Source organism: Novosphingobium sp. (genome assembly GCF_027489515.1).
Taxonomy (GTDB): Bacteria; Pseudomonadota; Alphaproteobacteria; order Sphingomonadales; family Sphingomonadaceae; genus Novosphingobium.
The window spans coordinates 1-18,030 of sequence record NZ_JAIXZS010000090.1; the positions used below are offsets into that span (position 1 = coordinate 1).

The window sequence follows — 18,030 nt, forward strand, 5'->3', positions numbered from 1 at the left end:
AACCCGAACCCGAAGATCAGCCGAATGTGCTTTGCCCATGATCCACCTCCAATGAGGGTGAATCACAAATCACAAACAATGGGAATCCCACGATTCAGATTTTCCGCAGGACGCTCTAGGCACCGCTGCGCGGCCTGATCCGTGCAAACAGCGCGTGGCAAACCGCAATCCCGGCAAAGGTCGCCAGCACGTCCTGCCAGTCAAACACCAGATTGCGGCTCGCCGTTTGCACGGCTTCCCAGGCCAGCAGCCCCCCGCCGCTGATGGCTGCGCTCACCCGGAAACGCTGCCGCTCCCCCACGCCATCGGTGCCGGGCCGCTGTTCGGACCACACCCCCAGCAGCACGAAGGTGATCGCGATCGCTGCCGCGAAGTTGGGTCCGACGCCGATTAGGTAGGTGAGCACCGCGCCGTGTTGGAGGTGCTCCTGCCGCGCCCATTGCACCAGCGTGAGCAGCGCAAGCCCGCCCAGCCCCGCCAGGCCATACCGTGTCGACAGCTTCATCGGCTCCGTCCTTCCGGAGCCGCACGCTAGCAGAGGCTCACGCGCTGCGCAGCATCTGCGCGTTGGCCTCGATCATCGCGCGCACCGAACGGGCTTTGCGGCCCGTGAGCCGCTCCACATTATCGCTGCACACCTGAAGGAATCCCTCGCGGATCGCGCGACCGAAGCTCACCATGTCATCGCTGTTCCACGGGATGCCCGCGACGCTTTGATCATCGACCGGGCGGCGCGGGATACCCATGGCATCGAACATCGCGTACTGCTCCTCGTCAGTGGTCGAGACATAGGCCACCGGCCGCCCCGTCACCTCGGCCATGATCGCGGCCACCTCGCGGAAGGTCTGCAGCTCCGGCCCGGTGATATTATAGACCTGCCCCTCATGCCCCTGGCCGAGCAGGACGGCGGCAGCGCTGGCAATGCAGTCATCGCGCCAGACCATCGCCTCCAGCCCCTCGCCTGCATTGCTGACCCACTGGCCACTCTGCATCACTTGCGGGCCGGCCATCAGGATCATCGCATCGGCGTAGTGCGCATCGCGCAGCATGGTCCACGCCATGCCGGAAGCGCGGATCAGCCGCTCGGTCTCGATATGGTCGTGCCGTACTTCGGCGGGGTTCGCCGGATCATCGATCCCGATGAAGCTGGTATATGCAACATGCCGAACACCCGCCGCCGCCGCCGCATCGATCGCGGCCTTGTGCTGCACCACCCGCGCGCCGACGCGCGTGCCGGAAATGAGCAGCATTTTCTCCGCCCCCTGCACCGCCTCGGCCAGCGTTTCGGGCTTGTCGAAATCGCCGTAGCGGACGGTGCAGCCTTGCGCCGCACGGTCAGCCAGCTTGTCCGGGCTGCGCGTGATGAGGATCAGGTCTGCGGCGCGCCCCGCTTCGATCAGCAGGTCGGTCAGCCCCCGGCCATAGTTGCCCGATGCCCCGGTGATGACAATGCGGCTCATGCTGCCGCATCCAGCTGCGCCTGCGGCACCCACCAGCCGTGGACTTGCGGGCGGAGGCGATGCGGGATCCCCACCTTGGCGACAGGGCCTGCCGCGATGTTGCCGGCATCAAGCACCCAGGCCTCATGCACAAAGGCGTTGTCACCGATCTGCTGATCGACGATCGTCACCAGCCAGCCTTCATGCGCCGGATCGGCGGCGGGCACGTGCACCGGTTCGTTGAACCCGGCCATCGGCGGCAAGGCCAGCGCCTGCGGCGGGCGTTCTTGCGCCTGCGGCGAGCTGGCACGCATATCCAGCCGCAGCAGCAGGTTGAACATCGCCCCCACCGGCCCGCCCAGCAGCGGCGGCCCCTGAAGCTCGGGGTTCATCGTCAGCATCCAGCCGTGCGTATAGGGCCGGCCCTGCTTCGCCGCCGGGATCACCGGAAAATCGCCGGGAGGCCCGATCACCGCCTCCTTCACCACACCGCCGTCCGCCTTGGGATCGACCGTCCAGCGCGTGAGCGCGCCTTGCACTTCCCATGGCTGCAAGTGGATGCCCGAAGGCTCGCGGATGAAGGCGAAGGCATTGGTCGAATTGAGGCAGGCATCGAAATGCAGGAGCCCGTCCGCATCCTCCCACGCGTTCATCATGTGATACGAATGGACGCCCTTGGGCCCCTTGAACCAGCGGATTTCCGAGACATCGCCATAGCGCGGCATTACGCCAAGCCACGAATCGAGGTCCTGCTCATGGTGCCAGTGCTCGCCGCCCGCCTTGAGCCGCTCGAGGTCCGCCGCCGTCGGATAGATCGGAAACAGCGCGTAATTCTCGCTCACCGTAAAGTCGTGCATCATCGCGCAATAGGGCGCATCGAACCACTGCTCCGATTTCAGCGCCCCGTCCGGCCCGACGACGCAGTAGGAAACCTTGGTCGAGGCGAGGCCATCAGCCTCGTAGCCATAGAAGAACAGCTCCTTGGTCACGGGATCGATCCGCACATGCGCGGTCATCGTCTCGGACTTGAGCGCCCCGCCGAAATCATACGAGCCCAGCGTCTCCAGCGTCCTCGGATCGACGCGATAGGGCCGACCATCCTCCTTCGCCATCAGCAGCCTCCCAGCATGCCAGACCGGCGTGGTGTTTGCGACGGTGCGATCGACGCCCGCCATGTCGGCATCGTCGGTAAAGGGATTGCGATACTTGCCGAAGCGCGCGTGGCCCGCCGCCTTCTCCGCCAGATGCCGCGCGGTCTCGACGAAGCGGATCGCAAAATCGGCCGTGCCATCAGCGCTGAACGAAAGCCGGCTGACCATCCCGTCGCCCGATAGCGTATGGTCGTTGTCGAACTTGGGCGGGTAAGCCGGATCGGGAACCGCGCGGTAGAAGCTCCCGCGCACTTCGGGCGGCAACGTACCTTCGACCGCAAGGCCGGTCAGGCTGACCTCCTCGCCCACCGGCGCATTGAGCCCGGTGAAATACATCGTCTGCGGAAACGCACCCATCAGCCCAGTCCCATTCTATCAATTGTTAGAATAGGTCTACCATGCGCGAGGCCGATTTCAACCCCAAGCAAAAGGGCCGCCCCACCGAAGTGGAGCGGCCCCTTGCAAGGCTCTGGCGATCAGGCGCGGATCAGAACGTGCGCTTGACCGAAACCGCCCAGGTGCGCGGCAGGCCGGGGTTGGCCGTGATCACGCCCAGCGGGCCCTTCACGTCCTCGACCGTGTTGTAATAGTACTTGTTGAACACGTTCTGCACTTCGGCCGAAAGCTGCCAGGTCTTGTCGGTGCTGGTGTAGCTCAGGCGTACGTTGCCGAGGAAGCGGCCATCGACGAGGTTGGTCGCCGCGTTGAACGCTTCGGTGTACATCGACGACTGGTAGGTACCGTCGAAGCGGGCGCTGATCACGCTGCCGGCCCCCGTCTTGTAGTCATACTGTGCACCGGCGCTCCAGTTCCACTTCGGCGTGAACGGCGTGACGTTGCCCAGCGGAACGCCGGTCGTGCCGGTGTCGGTGTACTTGAAGTGCAGGTAGCTGACCGTTCCGTCGAGCGTCAGCCCCTCGACCGGGCGGATCGTCGTTTCACCTTCCAGACCCCAGACTTCCGCCTTGCCGACGTTGGCCGGCAAGAGGCACGGCGCGGCAGGGCAGCGGGTCAACGTCAGGATGATGTTGTCGTACTTGTTGAAGAACGCCGAGGCATTGAAGCGCAGCTTGCGATCGAACAGGTCGGTCTTGATGCCCGCTTCGTAGGTCGTCAGCGTTTCGGGCTGGAACGACTTGATCTGGTTGCACGGCGCGAGCACGCCCGGCGGCAACGCCGAACATTCACCCGCCGAAGGACCGAAGAACGGACGCGGGTTCACGCCGCCCGCCTTGTAACCGGTCGAAACCGAGGCATAGGCGAAGACTTCCGGGCTGAACCGGTAGTCGGTCTCCACGCGCCAGTCCGTCCGCGTGCCCTTGAACTGGCCGGTCACGTTGTAAAGACCGATCAGCAGGCAGTTCGGCGAGTTGCCGATGCCGGTCGGGCCGGCGGTCGGAGCGCCGAGGAAGAACTCGCACGGCAGCGGCCCGGGGATCGTCCCATCCGGGTTGGACCGGAAGTAGGTGTAGTCCTTCTTGTCCCACGTATGCCGCACGCCGCCCGTCACGCCCCACGCGTCGGTGATGTGGAAGGTGCCGTTGAAGAATAGCGCCTTCGAGGTGGAAGGTGTGCTGTCCGGTCCGTGGATGAAGTCGATACCCGCGTAATTCAGGTCGACGCGCGCGTTGTAGGTGCCGTTCTGGTCGAAGTAGAACCCGCCCACGGTGTATTCGATGCGCTTGTCGAGGAAGCTGCCGTTGAGGCGCAGTTCCTGGCTCCACGCGCGGTGGCGCAGGATGTTGTCGAGCTGCGCGACCGGGATCGGCGAGCCGTCCTGATCGAAGCCGAAGCTCATCTTGTAGCGGCGGAACGAGGAGATCCACACCGCGGTCAGGTTGTCGGCGAGCTTGGCTGTCACGTTGCCGGTAACGCCCCAGCCGTCGAAGTTCTGGCCGTTGGTCGCCGAATAGGGCTTGTAGGGCGCCTGGCTCGTCGGCGTCCGCGCGTCGAGGAAGTTGGCGTAGTTGATGAACTTGGGGTTGTAACCCGCCGGCGTCGTCGATCCGCTTTGCTGGAAGCGAGTGCTGTAGGGCACGAACGCGTTATTCAGCGGAACCGCCGTGCCATCCTTGCCCGTAAGCCACGGAATGCCTTCAGGCGTGGTCGAGGGACCGCCGGCAAACAAAAGCACCTGCGCACCCGAATCGTTGCGCTCGCGGGTGTAGTCACCCGCAAGGTTCACTTCGATGTCCGGCGTCGCGTCCCAGCGCAGCGCGATACGCGCGGCAGAGAACGAACGGCCACCCAGCGTACCGCGCTCGATGCCGTCGCCCTTGGCGTTGTTGGCGCGCACGTTCGAGTTGGGATGCGCCAGACCGTAATCGAGCAGCTTAACATAGCCGTCGGTGTTCTTGGTCGCGCCCGAAATGCGCGCGGAGAGCGTGTCGGTGATCTTGAAGTCCGCCATGCCGCGCACGTCGATGCGGTTGTACGCACCATACGTCGCCTGCAGATAGCCGCCGCCTTCACCCGTGGGCTTCTTCGAGAACAGCTTGATCGCGCCGCCGATCGAGTTGCGGCCCGCCAGCGTGCCCTGCGGACCGCGCAGCACTTCGACGCGCTCGAGGTCCATCAGATCGAGCAGCGAGCTCGACAGCGTCGGGATGTAGACGTCGTCGACGTAGATGCCGACGCCCGGTTCGAGCGCATAGTTGAAGTCGGTCTGGCCAATACCGCGAATGAACGCGATGAGGCCGATACCGCCGCTCTGCGGCTGGTTGCGCAAGGTCACGTTCGGGGCCTGCGCCGCGATCTGCGAAATGTCGGTCTGCCCGCGCGCTTCGAGCACGGCCGCATTGACGGCGGTGATCGCCAGCGGCGTATCCTGCAGCTTCTGCGCGCGGAACTGCGCGGTCACGACGATTTCCTGCGTCGTGACGTTGTTGGTGGCAGCCTCGCCCGCTGCCTGCGGCGCGCTTGCGTCTTGCGCAAAGGCAGGCACGGAAATGATAGCTGCTGTCATGCCGAACAGGCGCGCTACGCGCCGCGCGGCCGTCAATCTGGCCATGGTCACCCTCCCTTGTGTCGCCGGGGCTCCCCGGTCGATCTGGTATGACTCATAACAATTCTGTTAGGAGACGCAACAGTGTTGTGAAACGCCTGCGATTAGGCGCCGGACTGTGGCTTCAGCGCCACCACCAGGCCGTCGCACGCATCTCGATGCTTACCCGCGGCGGCGCATCGGCGGGGCATCCCGGCAGATCGAACGCCACGTGCGGCACGTGATGTGCCCGCGCGGAATCGCTGTCGTGCGTCTTGAACAGGATCGCCTCGTCGGCATTGAGATCGAGGAAGGCGTGCCAGCGATGCGCGGCATTGTGCGCCACCACCAGGCCCTCGAAGGACCATTCGGGCTTCCCCGGCTCGTCGAACACGGCATCCGCCGCGATCAGGTCTTCCGGTGCCAGCGAGCGCGCATCGCACAGCGCGAGCGGCACGTCCTGCGGCGCCGGGGAAAGCGCGCGCCACACGTTATAGTGCGCGCAGCGGGCAAAGGGCCGTCCGCCCGCGCCCCGGTCTGCAAACTGGGCCGCCGTCGCGTCCGAAATGTCGATATGCGCAAAGCGCGCCGGCATCGAGTTGTTGAGGCTCCCCGCCAGCCCCGATCTTTCGGAAAACCGCAGCAGCCCCGGCGCGCCGACATGGACAAAGTCCGCCCCTGTCTCGGCCTGCACCAGTTCCTCGATCTCGCGCATATGGACGCGCGCCACTTCGTCGCGGTCGCTAAAATCACGCACCGCGCTCCGATGCGAGACCAGCGCGAATCCCTCGCGGTCGATCCCCGTTCCGGCAGCGCGGCCATCGAGCACCGGCATGAGGACCGGCGCGATATCCACCTCGTCACGCTCATGCGCGTTGGCGTAATAGCGCGGGCGGGCGAAACGCCGTCCCGAATAGGCGATCAGTGCCTCCACCCGCGCCTCCTCTCGTCAGCCTTCCAGCTGCGTCTCCAGCTCGCCCAGCACCCGGTAGCAATCGAGCACCTTGCCAACCGACGAATTGGGCTCGCGCCCTGCGCGGATCGCGCTGATGAATTCGCGGTCCTGCAGTTCGATCCCGTTCATCGAGACATCGACCTTCGACACGTCGATCGGCTCTTCCTTGCCGTTCACAAGGTCATCGTAGCGCGCGATGTAAGTGCCGGTATCGCCGATGTAGCGGAAGAACGTGCCCAGCGGCCCGTCGTTGTTGAACGACAGGGAAAGCGTGCAGATCGCGCCAGACTCGCTGAGCAGCTGGATCGACATGTCCATCGCGATGCCAAGCTCGGGATGCTTGGGCCCCTGCAGCGCATTGGCCTTGACGATCCGGCCCGCCTGATAGGCAAACAGGTCCACCGTATGCGCCGCGTGGTGCCACAGCAGGTGGTCGGTCCAAGAACGCGGCTCACCCTTGGCGTTGATGTTGCGGCGGCGGAAAAAGTAGGTCTGCACATCCATCTGCTGGACGGCGAACTCGCCCGCCTTGATCTTGTTGTGCACGTACTGGTGGCTCGGATTGAAGCGCCGCGTGTGGCCGACCATGCAAGTGAGGCCGGTCTCTTTCGACTTCGCCAGCACCGCCTCGCTGTCTGCCCAGCTGTCCGCCAGCGGGATCTCGACCTGCACGTGCTTGCCCGCATCCATGCAGGCAATCGCCTGGCTCGCGTGCATCTGCGTTGGCGTGCAGAGGATCACCGCATCGACGTCATCGCGCGCCAGCGCATCCTCAAGCTCGGTTGAGCTATGCTTCGCGCCATACTTGGCGGCCACGGCGGCCGCCTGTTCGGCGGTGCGGCTGATGATCGAGACGATCTCGACGCCCTCGATCTTCTTCAGCCCATCGAGGTGCTTCTCACCAAAAGCGCCGGCACCAGCGAGTGCAATACGCATACCTTACTCCATCTTCCCCCCTCCTGCTTGCGGGAGGGGTCGGGGGTGGGCACCCGCGTCAGCGGGTATCTGTCCAAAGCCCGGAGGCAAGCCCACAGGCCCACCCCCAGCCCCTCCCGCATGCGGGAGGGGAGAAATCAGTCGGCCGGCTCCAGAACGATATGGCCGATGGCCGTGTTGCTGCAGGGAATGTGGTAGTGGCGGTGCAGGGTCTTGACCTTCTTGCCCAGCGCGCCGCGCATGATCAGCCACATCACCATCTCGATGCCTTCGCTGCCGGTCTCGCGCAGGTATTCGATGTGCGGAATCCAACGCGCCGCGTCGCTGTCCGATTCCAGCATGTCGAGGAACTTGTTGTCCCACTCGCGGTTGAGCAGCCCCGCGCGCGGGCCCTGCAGCTGGTGGCTCATGCCGCCGGTGCCCCAGATCTGCACGTTGATATCCTCGGGGAAGCTCGCCACCGCGCGGGCAATCGCTTCGCCCAGCGCCCAGCACCGATTGCCCGAAGGCACCGGGTAGGTGACGACATTGACCGCCAGCGGCACGACCTTGACCGGCCACGTCTCCGGCTGCCCGAACATCATCGAAAGCGGCACGGTGAGCCCGTGGTCCACGTCCATCTCGTTGATGATCGTCATGTCGAAATCATCGAGGATCAGGCTCTGCGCGATATGCCAGGCAAGGTCGGCATGGCCTTCCACATCGGGCACCTTGCGCGGGCCCCATCCCTCGTCTGCCGGCTTGTAGCGCTCGCCGCAGCCGATCGCGAACGTCGGCACGATCTTCATGTCGAAGGCGCTGGCGTGGTCATTATAGACAAGGATCACGACGTCCGGCTTCTCGGCCTTTTCCCATTCGCGGGTCCATTCGTAGCCGGCGAAGATCGGCCCGAAATAGTCGTCCCCGGTCTTGCCCTGATCCACCGCCACGCCCAGCAGTGGCACGTGGCTCGAACCCACACCGGCGGTCAAACGCGCCATCTCAGTAGCCTCCTTTAATGGAGCGATTGCCCTCGGGCGAACGGCCACCCTTCAGCATCATGTCCCGGTATTCCGGGAAGGTCATGTCGGTCATCGTGCTCACCGCCTCGGCAAAGCTCAGGCCATCGGTCGAGAACAGCTTGGAGAGGAAATAGACGTTCCCCCCAAGGTCGAGCAGCGTGTTGTAATCGCGCTTGAGCAGCGCCGCCTTGGCCTCTTCCGAGATCGGCCACTCATCGAGATAGGCGCGCTCGTCGGCCTTGAACCGCTCGCGGTTTTCGCCCTTCATCAGGCTCATCGCGAACTGGTTGATGTGATAGCCCTTGCGCGCCCGCGCTGCGGTGTAGACGCGCGTGCCCGGAATATCCTCGAGCTCGGCCAGATAGGCATGGATGTCCGCAGCGGGTTTGGCAGCTTCACTCACTTGCCCATCTCCTTGAGCTTGGCATCGAGGCGCGGATAGACGCGGCGGGCATTGCCTTCGAAGATCGCGTGGCGCTGCTCGTCGCTGATATCCAGCGCATCGACATAGCGCTTGGTGTCGTCGAAATAGTGCCCGGTCGTCGGATCAATCCCGCGCACCGCGCCAACCATCTCGCTCCCGAACAGGATGTTCTTGGTCTCGATCACCTCGGCCAGCAGGTTCACGCCCGGCTGGTGGTAGACGCAGGTATCGAAGAACACGTTGTTCATCAGATGGCCCGAAAGATCGGGCTTCTTGAGCATGTCGGCAAGGCCACGATAGCGCCCCCAGTGATAGGGCACTGCGCCGCCGCCGTGCGGGATGATGAAGCGCAAGGTCGGGAACTTGCTGAACAGGTCCCCTTCCAGCAGCTGCATGAACGCGATGGTATCCGCCGCGATGTAGTAGGCGCCGGTCGCATGCTGCGCCGGATTGCACGATCCCGAAACATGGATCATCGCCGGCACGTCCAGCTCGACCATCTTCTCGTAGAGCGGGAACCAGTACGGGTCAGTCAGCGGCGGATGCTTGAAGTGTCCGCCACCCGGATCGGGATTGAGATTGCAGCCGATAAAGCCCAGCTCGGTCACGCAGCGCTCGAGCTCCGCAATCGAGCTTGTCAGGTCTGCCTCAGGCGATTGCGGCAGCATGCACACGCCCGCAAAGGTTTCGGGGTAAAGCCCCACCACCCGCGCGATCAGGTTGTTGCACGCCTGTGCCCATGGCACCGCGACCGACTGATCGCCCACATGCGGCGCCATCGCGCTCGCCCGGGGGCTGAAGATCGTCATGTCCGCGCCGCGCTCCTTGATCAGGCGCAGCTGGTTCGCCTCGATCGTCGCGCGGATCTCGTCGTCCGAAATCTCTGGATAGGGCGGGCACGGCGTCCCGGCCTTGAACGCCGCCTTCTGCGCCTCGCGCCACTCGTCGTGCGCCTTGGGCAGCACGGTGTAATGACCGTGGCAGTCGATGATCATCGTCATGCCTTCAGATTTCTCCCTTGAATGCGGGCGAAGTGACTATCGCGGAGAGCTTTGCATCCAGCCCGTCGGGAACCTCGGCCAATGCCAGATCGCCCAGACCTTGCTGCCAGTTCACCGTGTTCTCGGTCATCATCGGCGACACCCCGAGACCACGCAAAGTCTCAGCAGACTCATACATTTCGGCCGCGCGCCGACGCCCGTGGACCAGCATGCGATCCAGATTGTAGTTGGCCCGGTCCGCCCATGACATCGACCGTTCGCTGGCATCAAGCGAAGCCAGTACTTCTTCCTTTACCCCAGCGACCTGAGCAGCGATAATCATCTCCGCCGTCAGCGCCTCGATCCCCTTGATCATCACCGAGCGGATCATCTTGATCGCAGAGGCCCGGCCGACTTCGCCGCCCACCACGCGCACATTGGCAAAGCCCGCGCGGCGCAGCGCCTCGGCGGCTTCATCCGCCGCGCTGCCCGAAACCAGCAGCGGCACGTTCATTCGCGCGGGATTGACCGGCGCCAGCACCGCCACATCGACATAGCGCCCGCCCGCAGCCTCAACCGCGCGCGCTGCCGCGCGCTTGGTATCGGGCGCCACCGAGTTCATGTCGCACCACAGCGCGCCCGGTTTCAGCAGCGCGGCATAGTCCTTCGCCGCCGCCAGCGCGGCATCCGCCGTAACCAGCGAGAGCACCAGATCGGCATCGGAAAGGGCGCAGTCCACTGTCGCGCAGGCCAGCACACCCGCCGCTTCCATCGCCGCGCGCCGCGCGGGCAGAATGTCATAGGCAGCCGCCCCTGCTTCCCAGCCTGCCGCATCGGCAAAGGTCGATCCGGCCTCACCGAAGCCGATCAGGGCGATTGTGCTCTCCATGCGCGCCCTCCTGCGTCGCGCGCACGGGGCCGACAAATGCAATTCACGCCCAGACTATAAGATTATGCGAAACCTTGTGCTGCCACTGCGCGCAGCATCGCCAGAAACGCGGCCTGCGGCCCGGTCGGCTGCCAGCCATCGCGCGTGGTGATCCCGATCCGCCGCCGCACCGGCGCAGGCGTCGGCAGGCTCCCCAGCACCCCGGCCTGCAGTTCAACTGCGAGCTGCGCCGGGCTCAGCAAGGTCAGCGCATCAGATCCAAGCAGCAGCTGCCGCACCGTCAGCACCGATCCGCACTCGATCCCCACCTCCGGCGGCTCCGCCCCCGCCTCACGCATCATCCGCTCCCAGTATTGCCGCAGCGGCGTCCCGCGTGCCGGCAGCACCCAGGGATAATCGGCCAGCCGCGCCCCCACCGGGTCGGCCAAGGTCAGAAGCGGATGCCCGCTGCGCATCACCAGCTGCGGACTGTCCTCGAACACCGGCTCCTGATGCAGATCCTCCAGCACCACACCTTCGCGCAAGGCCCCCAGCATCAGATCGATCTCGCCATCGCGCAGCGGCCCCGCCAGCTCCGCATGGCTCCCCTCGACCACGGCAATCGCCACCCCCGGATGGCCTGCATGAAACCGCAGGATCGTCTCTGGCAACCACCGCGCGCGGGATAGCGGCATTGCCCCCACCACGATCCGCCCCGCCGCCTTGCCTTGCCACGCTGCGACTTCGGCAAGCCCGCTGCGCAGCTCTGCCATCGCAAGGCCAAAGCCCCGCGCGCGCCGCTCGCCCTGCGGCGTCAGCAGCACCCGCCGCCCGCGCCGGTCGACCAACCGCGTGCCCAGCGCCACTGCCAGATCCGCCACTGCCCGGTGCAGCGAGGCCGCCGATAGCCCCGTCGCCTCCGCCGCGCCGGCGTAGGAACCGCTGCGTGCCAGGGCAAGAAACGCGCGCACCTGCGTTCCCGTGACGCGCGGGCTGCCGATCTGCGCAATCGCCGCCTCAGCGCGCGGTGCCAGCAGCCGCGCCGGCTCGGTGGGCGCCATCCCGCACGATCCCCGCTCGAACAAGGCGCAGCCCAGCTCCGCTTCCAGCCGCGCGATCGCCTGGGTCAGCGCCGGCTGGGTCAGGTTCACGCTACGCGCCGCCCGCGTCACGCTCCCATGGCGCACCGTCGCGGCAAACGCGGCATAGTGCCGGATGTTGTAGGCGGGTTCGGTCATGCTGCTTGTTTAGCATTTCCTTATGCCTCGCGCCAAACATTGCATTGGCCCCGCCCGCGCGCCGCGCCGATGGGAGATGCGCAAAGATTTGAACGGGAGCCAAGGCCATGTCGGGTATCGTCGTCCAGAACATCGAACGCGCCGATCCGGCGGTGATCGACGGCCTCGCCGCCTGCGGTGTCGCCACGGTCCACGAGGCGCAGGGCCGCACCGGGCTCCTCGCCAGCTACATGCGGCCGATCTATCGCGGCGCGCGCATCGCGGGCAGCGCGCTCACCATCAGCGCCCCTCCGGGCGACAACTGGATGGTGCATGTCGCCATCGAACAGCTCAAGGCGGGCGATATCCTCCTGCTCGCTCCCACTTCCCCTTGCGAGGACGGCTATTTCGGCGATCTCCTCGCCACCAGCGCGCAGGCGCGCGGCTGCCGCGGCCTTGTGATCGATGCAGGCGTGCGCGATGTGCGCGACCTGACCGAAATGCAGTTCCCTGTCTGGTCCAAGGCGATCTACGCGCAGGGCACGGTCAAGAACACACTGGGCAGCGTCAACGTCCCCGTCGTCTGCGCGAACGCGTTCGTGAACCCCGGCGATGTCATCGTCGCGGATGACGACGGCGTCTGCGTCGTCCCCCGCGCCAATGCCGAAGCGGTGCTCAAGGCTGCGCAGGCCCGCGAAGCCAACGAGGGCGAAAAGCGCGAGAAGCTCGCCGCCGGCGTCCTCGGCCTCGACATGTACAAGATGCGCGAACGGCTCGAGAAGGAAGGCCTCAAGTATGTCTGATGGCGGCATACGCTGCATGTGGATGCGCGGCGGCACCTCCAAAGGTGGCTACTTCCTGAAGGAAGACCTGCCGCAGGACACCGCCGCGCGCGATGCTTTCCTCCTCGCCATGATGGGCAGCCCCGATCCCGTGCAGATCGACGGCATGGGCGGCGCCGATCCGCTCACCAGCAAGGTCGCGGTGGTGAGCAAATCCACCCGCGAAGGCATCGACGTCGATTACCTGTTCCTGCAGGTCTTCGTCGATCAGGCCATCGTGACGGACGCGCAGAACTGCGGCAATATCCTCGCCGGCGTGGGCCCCTTCGCCATCGAGCGCGGCCTTGTTGCGGCCACCGGCGATAAAACCCGCGTTGCGATCTACATGGAAAACACCGGCCAGGTCGCCGTTGCCACCGTCTGCACCCCCGGCGGAAGCGTCACCTACAAAGGCGACGCCAAGATCGACGGCGTCCCCGGCAGCCACGCGCCCGTCCCGCTCGAATTCCGCGACACCGCCGGCTCCTCCTGCGGCGCGCTGCTCCCCACCGGCAACGCGGTCGATGTCGTCAATGGCGTGCCCGTCACGCTCATCGACAACGGCATGCCCTGCGTCGTGATGAAGGCCGAGGATGTCGGGATCACCGGCTACGAAGATCGCGACTGGCTCGACAATGCGACCGACCTGAAAGCGAAGATCGAAGCCATCCGCCTCGCCGTCGGCGAACGCATGAACCTCGGCGACGTGACGGCCAAGTCCGTCCCCAAGATGATGCTCGTCGCCCCGCCCCGGAACGGCGGCGCGGTCACCGTGCGCAGCTTCATTCCGCACCGCGCCCACGCCACCATCGGCGTACTCGGCGCGGTCAGCGTGGCCACCGCCTGCCTTATCCCCGGCTCCCCCGCCGCTGAAGTGGCTGCGATCCCCGCAGGCGCGCGCAAGCTCCTTTCAGTGGAGCATCCCACCGGCGAAATGAGCTGCGTCCTCGAAACCGACGAAACCGGCGCGGTCCGCACCGCCGCCCTCCTGCGCACCGCGCGGAAACTGATGGATGGAACTGTTTATGGGTGACCGCATCACCAGCTGGCACGCCGCGCCATCGAAGCCCCGCTACTGCCCGCCCCCCGGCGCGGTGGACGCGCATTGCCATGTCTTCGGCCCGATGGCGCAGTTCCCCTTCAGCGCGAAGGCCAAGTACCTCCCCGAAGACGCTGGGCCAGACATGCTGTTTGCGCTGCGCGATCATCTCGGTTTCGCCCGCAATGTCATCGTGCAGGCGAGCTGCCATGGCACCGACAATGCGGCGACGCTCGATGCCATCGCGAAATCGAACGGTCTCGCGCGCGGAGTCGCCGTCGTCGATCCCGCCATCTCCGAAGCCGACCTCGCGGCGCTTCACGCAGGCGGCATTCGCGGTATCCGCTTCAATTTCCTCAAGCGCCTCGTCGATGATGCGCCCAAGGACAAGTTCCTCGAAGTCGCGCGTCGCCTGCCCCAGGGCTGGCATGTCGTGATCTATTTCGAGGCCGACATTCTCGAGGAACTGCGCCCCTTCATGGACGCAATCCCCATCCCGCTCGTGATCGACCACATGGGCCGTCCTGACGTTCGCCAAGGCCCCGATGGCCGCGACATGAAAGCCTTCCGCGCCCTGCTCGATGTGCGCGAGGACATCTGGTTCAAGGCGACCTGCCCTGACCGGCTCGACGCGAACAAGGAAGGCGGCGCGGGCGATCCGTGGGATGCCTTCGCGCATGCCGTAGCCCCGCTCGTCGCCGATTATCCGGATCGCTGCCTCTGGGGCACCGACTGGCCGCACCCCAACATGGACACCGAGATCCCCGACGACGGCCACCTCGTCGACATGATCCCGCGCATCGCGCCGACCGAGGAGCTGCAGCGCAAACTTCTCATCGACAACCCGATGAAACTCTACTGGGCAGACTGAACAGCAAGCCGATAGCCCACCGCAGGCTCGTTCTGGATCACTTCCTCGCCTAGCTTCTTGCGCAGCGCGCTTACCGCCACGCGAAGGTAATCGACGTGGTCCTCATGCGCCGGCCCCCAGACCGCGCGCAGCAGGTAGCGGTGCGTGAGCACGCGCCCGGAATTGCGCGCAAGCTCCGCCAGCACGGCGAATTCCTTAGGCGTCAGGTGCACCGGCTCGCCGCCTCGCATCACCGTGCGGCGGTACAGATCGATCGCCACCGCGCCGACCGAGATCGGATCCTGCGCCTGCGTCAGATCGAGATCGGCGAGATTGTCGATGAAACCCGTCAGCCGCGCGGTCTCGCCCGCCACCGTGTGCAGCACCTCGCCGTCTGCCCCGCCTGCGCGCTGCAGCTTGCGCAGCCCCGCCGCAATCGCGTGGAGCCGCGGCCGGATATCGCTGCCGATCGAACCCAGCAGCGCCGTGCGCAGGCTATCGCGTTCGCGCAGCACGATATTCTCGCGCCCTGCGCTTTCCAGCCGCGCCCGCTCGAGCGCGAGGGCAACCTGATCAAGCAGGTTCCCGAGCAACGAAAGGGCGTCGCCCTCAACCGGCGGCATGCCATCGCTGCGCGCCAGCCCCGCCGCCGCCAGCGCCCCCGCCCCGGCACGCACCGGGTAGAACTGCCAGTCGGTCAGGCTCCCGCCCGAAATGTGGCGTCCCGCCGGCTCTCCCTTCGCCAGTGCCTGCGCCGCAACCGCCAGATCGGCCTCGGTCAGCCGGTCCACCCCCTCTGCTCCGGCCAGCAGCCGCGCCTCCGGCTGCCCGGCGACCATGCAGGCATGGCACGCGAAAATGGTCGCCAGTTCGCTTGCCGCCACTTCGGCAATCGCCACGTCATCGCCGCACGAAAGCAGGCGCCGCGCAAAGCCCGCAATCGTCGCATTGCGGCTCGCGTGAAAAGCCGCAAGCTCACCCTGGTGGCGCAGCGAGGTCACGAGCTGGCTCGTCACGAGCCCCACCAGAAGCAGCATCGCCACCGTCACCACGTCGCCCGGATCGTGGATCAGCAGCGTGTAAGTCGGCTCGGTGAAGAAGAAATTGTACGCCAGCGTTGCCGCGACGGCCGTCAGCAAGGCTGGCCAGCGCCCGGCAAGCATGGCGGCTGCCAGCACTGGCGGGAGATAGAGCAGCAGGACTGGCGCACGCCCCCATTGCGCGGCGATGGCATGGCCGATCACGGTTGCCAGCGCGAACATCACCAGCAGCGCGCCTGCCGCGTACCATGTCAGGCGCGGGCGCAGCGCGGCAGGCAATGAGGGGGCGAGCGGCATCATGTCTGCCATCTACCGCGCCACATCGCCGGAGTCCCGCCCCGCCTTTCGCGAGCTTCCACAATCCACATGGAAACTTAATGCCAGGAAGGCGCATCTCGCGCCTCATGACAGACCCGGCCCCAGCCGCATTGGCGGCATCACCCGATCCTTCCCTCACTCACGGCGGCAGCCGCGGCGCACTCACCCTGGGCGCGCTCGGCGTCGTCTTTGGCGATATCGGCACCAGCCCGCTCTATGCCCTGCAGGCCACGCTGGATCCGCGCTATCACCTCTCCACCACGATCACCGATCTGTACGGGATCGTCAGCCTCATCTTTTGGGGCTTCGTCTTCGTCGTCACGGTCAAGTACGTCTTCATCGTCATGCGCTGCGACAACAAGGGCGAAGGCGGCAGCCTCGCGCTCTACGCGCTGATCCATCGCCAACTGGGCGAAAAGGCACCCAAGCGCTGGCTGCTCATCGGCGCGCTCTTCGCCACCGCGCTGTTCTTTGCCGATGCGATGCTTACGCCTGCCATCTCGGTCATCTCTGCGGTCGAAGGGCTCGGGGTGGTCAGCAGCGCGTTCAAGCCGTGGATCGTGTGGATCGCGCTTGCCATCCTGATCGGCCTCTTCGCCATCCAGCGGCGCGGCACCGAAAAGGTCGGCCGCCTGTTCGGCCCGGTCATGCTGATTTACTTCGCCACGATCGCCGCCATGGGCATTTCGCACATCGTGCAGGCCCCCGAAGTGCTCTTCGCGCTCAATCCGCTGTGGGCAGTGAGCTACTTCACTGCGCACCCGCTCTTCGCGTTCCTGTCGCTCGGCGCCATCGTCTACGCCTTCACCGGCACCGAGGCGCTCTATGCCGACATGGGCCATTTCGGCCGCGTTCCGATCACCCTTGCCTGGCTTGGCATCTGCCTGCCCGCACTCATGCTCAACTACATGGGTCAGGCCGCAATGCTGCTGCAGCACCCCGAATTCATCGACAACCCGTTCTTCCACATGGCGCCGACGAACCTCACCATCCCGCTGCTGGTGATTGCCACGTTCGCCACGATCATCGCCAGCCAGGCGGTCATCTCGGGCGCGTTCTCGGTCACCCAGCAGGCGATCCAGCTCGGCTTCCTGCCGCGGCTGCGGATTCTCCACACCTCCTCGCATGCACGCGGGCAGATCTATGTCCCGGCGATCAATTGGGCGCTCGCGGTCATGGTCGCCGTGCTTGTCATCAGCTTCCAGGCTTCCGCGGCCATGCTCCCGGCCTATGGCCTTGCCGTTGTCGGCACCATGCTGATCACAACACTGATGCAGTACGTCGTCGTCTTCCGCATCTGGCGCAGCCCCCGCTGGCAGGCTGTTATCGGCTTCATCACGTTTGTGACCATCGATGCCGTCCTGCTCGCCTCGGGCTTTGCCAAGCTGTTCGAAGGCGCGTGGTTCCCCATCCTCGTCGGTCTCGTCATCTTCACCCTGCTAACCACCTGGTCGACCGGCCGCCGGCTGATGCGCGAGGGGCTGCTGGCAGATAGTCTGCCGCTCGCGGTGTTCATCCAGTCCACCGCCGCCAGCGTCCACCGCGTGCGCGGCACCGCCGTGTTCCTCTCCGCCTCGCCCGAAGTGCTCCCCGCCGCGCTCCTTCACAACCTCAAGCACAACCAGGTCCTCCACGAACGCGTCGTGCTGCTCACGGTACAGGTGGAAGATGTGCCGCAGGTCAATCCCGCCCGCCGCGCGAGCTTCCACGCCGAAGGCCACGGCTTCTACCGCGCGATCCTCCACTACGGCTTCATGGAAGACCCCGACATCCCCCGCGATCTCGCCGAAGCCTGCACTGGCACCGACCTCACCTTTGAGCCGCTCCACACCAGCTACTTCCTCAGCCGGCAGAAGCTCATCGCCTCCTGCGCCATCCCCGGCATGGCGCTATGGCGTGAACGGCTCTTCGCGTGGATGCTCAAGGTCTCCGAAAGCGCGATGGACTTCTTCAAGCTCCCGACGAACCGCGTGGTCGAACTCGGCAGCCAACTCCGGATCTAGATGCC

General features: G+C 65.6%; 16 protein-coding genes. 4 read left to right on the plus strand and 12 right to left on the minus strand.

Translation table 11 applies throughout. The features are described from left to right. Positions 1-115 precede the first annotated feature (115 nt). The 11 genes from Q0082_RS15695 to Q0082_RS15745 form a co-directional block, all read right to left on the minus strand. A complete protein-coding gene (locus Q0082_RS15695; RefSeq protein WP_298194418.1) occupies positions 116-505 on the minus strand; it encodes a hypothetical protein in 390 nt (129 codons plus the stop codon). A gap of 37 nt (positions 506-542) precedes the next feature. Next, on the minus strand, positions 543-1,460 hold the full coding sequence (locus Q0082_RS15700) for an SDR family oxidoreductase (RefSeq protein WP_298194420.1): 918 nt from the start codon (positions 1,458-1,460) through the stop codon (positions 543-545). Further along, positions 1,457-2,947, minus strand: a complete 1,491-nt coding sequence (locus tag Q0082_RS15705; protein WP_298194422.1) for a carotenoid oxygenase family protein — start codon at positions 2,945-2,947, stop codon at positions 1,457-1,459. Before Q0082_RS15705 ends, Q0082_RS15700 begins: the two co-directional genes overlap by 4 nt. A 130-nt stretch (positions 2,948-3,077) precedes the next feature. Beyond that, positions 3,078-5,600, minus strand: coding sequence for a TonB-dependent receptor (locus tag Q0082_RS15710; protein ID WP_298194424.1), 2,523 nt, complete (start codon positions 5,598-5,600; stop codon positions 3,078-3,080). Positions 5,601-5,718: 118 nt separating this feature from the next. Beyond that, positions 5,719-6,507 carry a CmcJ/NvfI family oxidoreductase gene (locus Q0082_RS15715; RefSeq protein WP_298194426.1) on the minus strand — a complete coding sequence of 263 codons (789 nt, stop codon included), beginning with the start codon at positions 6,505-6,507 and terminating at the stop codon, positions 5,719-5,721. A 15-nt stretch (positions 6,508-6,522) separates the two neighbouring features. After that, on the minus strand, positions 6,523-7,464 hold the full coding sequence (locus Q0082_RS15720) for a Gfo/Idh/MocA family oxidoreductase (RefSeq protein ID WP_298194428.1): 942 nt from the start codon (positions 7,462-7,464) through the stop codon (positions 6,523-6,525). Positions 7,465-7,601: 137 nt separating this feature from the next. Then, on the minus strand, positions 7,602-8,444 hold the full coding sequence (locus tag Q0082_RS15725) for a class III extradiol dioxygenase subunit beta (protein ID WP_298194429.1): 843 nt from the start codon (positions 8,442-8,444) through the stop codon (positions 7,602-7,604). Position 8,445: 1 nt separating this feature from the next. Continuing rightward, a complete protein-coding gene (gene ligA / locus Q0082_RS15730; protein WP_298194430.1) occupies positions 8,446-8,868 on the minus strand; it encodes a protocatechuate 4,5-dioxygenase subunit alpha in 423 nt (140 codons plus the stop codon). Beyond that, positions 8,865-9,890 carry an amidohydrolase family protein gene (locus tag Q0082_RS15735; protein WP_298194432.1) on the minus strand — a complete coding sequence of 342 codons (1,026 nt, stop codon included), beginning with the start codon at positions 9,888-9,890 and terminating at the stop codon, positions 8,865-8,867. The genes ligA and Q0082_RS15735 overlap by 4 nt, the downstream gene beginning before the upstream one ends. 4 nt (positions 9,891-9,894) lie before the next feature. Beyond that, complete coding sequence (locus tag Q0082_RS15740; protein ID WP_298194434.1) at positions 9,895-10,758, minus strand: NAD(P)-dependent oxidoreductase; 864 nt, start codon at positions 10,756-10,758, stop codon at positions 9,895-9,897. Between the two features lie 62 nt (positions 10,759-10,820). Continuing rightward, positions 10,821-11,975, minus strand: a complete 1,155-nt coding sequence (locus Q0082_RS15745; RefSeq protein ID WP_298194436.1) for a LysR substrate-binding domain-containing protein — start codon at positions 11,973-11,975, stop codon at positions 10,821-10,823. A 107-nt stretch (positions 11,976-12,082) separates the two neighbouring features. Between Q0082_RS15745 and ligK the strand changes: the two genes are divergently transcribed. The 3 genes from ligK to Q0082_RS15760 are packed head-to-tail and all read left to right on the plus strand — an operon-like array spanning position 12,083 to position 14,685. Beyond that, on the plus strand, positions 12,083-12,757 hold the full coding sequence (ligK, locus tag Q0082_RS15750; protein ID WP_298194438.1) for a 4-carboxy-4-hydroxy-2-oxoadipate aldolase/oxaloacetate decarboxylase: 675 nt from the start codon (positions 12,083-12,085) through the stop codon (positions 12,755-12,757). Further along, the gene (locus Q0082_RS15755; RefSeq protein WP_298194439.1) at positions 12,750-13,808 is read left to right on the plus strand and encodes a 4-oxalomesaconate tautomerase; all 1,059 of its coding nucleotides are present in this window, start codon (positions 12,750-12,752) and stop codon (positions 13,806-13,808) included. Before ligK ends, Q0082_RS15755 begins: the two co-directional genes overlap by 8 nt. Further along, complete coding sequence (locus Q0082_RS15760; protein WP_298194441.1) at positions 13,801-14,685, plus strand: amidohydrolase family protein; 885 nt, start codon at positions 13,801-13,803, stop codon at positions 14,683-14,685. Before Q0082_RS15755 ends, Q0082_RS15760 begins: the two co-directional genes overlap by 8 nt. Here Q0082_RS15760 and Q0082_RS15765 read toward each other — a convergent pair. Further along, a complete protein-coding gene (locus tag Q0082_RS15765; protein WP_298194443.1) occupies positions 14,670-16,013 on the minus strand; it encodes a DUF4118 domain-containing protein in 1,344 nt (447 codons plus the stop codon). The genes Q0082_RS15760 and Q0082_RS15765 overlap by 16 nt on opposite strands. A gap of 95 nt (positions 16,014-16,108) precedes the next feature. Here Q0082_RS15765 and Q0082_RS15770 point away from each other — a divergent pair, with 95 nt between their 5' ends. Then, positions 16,109-18,025: a potassium transporter Kup gene (locus Q0082_RS15770; RefSeq protein WP_298194445.1), complete on the plus strand. Its 1,917-nt coding sequence runs from the start codon at positions 16,109-16,111 to the stop codon at positions 18,023-18,025. Positions 18,026-18,030 lie beyond the last annotated feature (5 nt).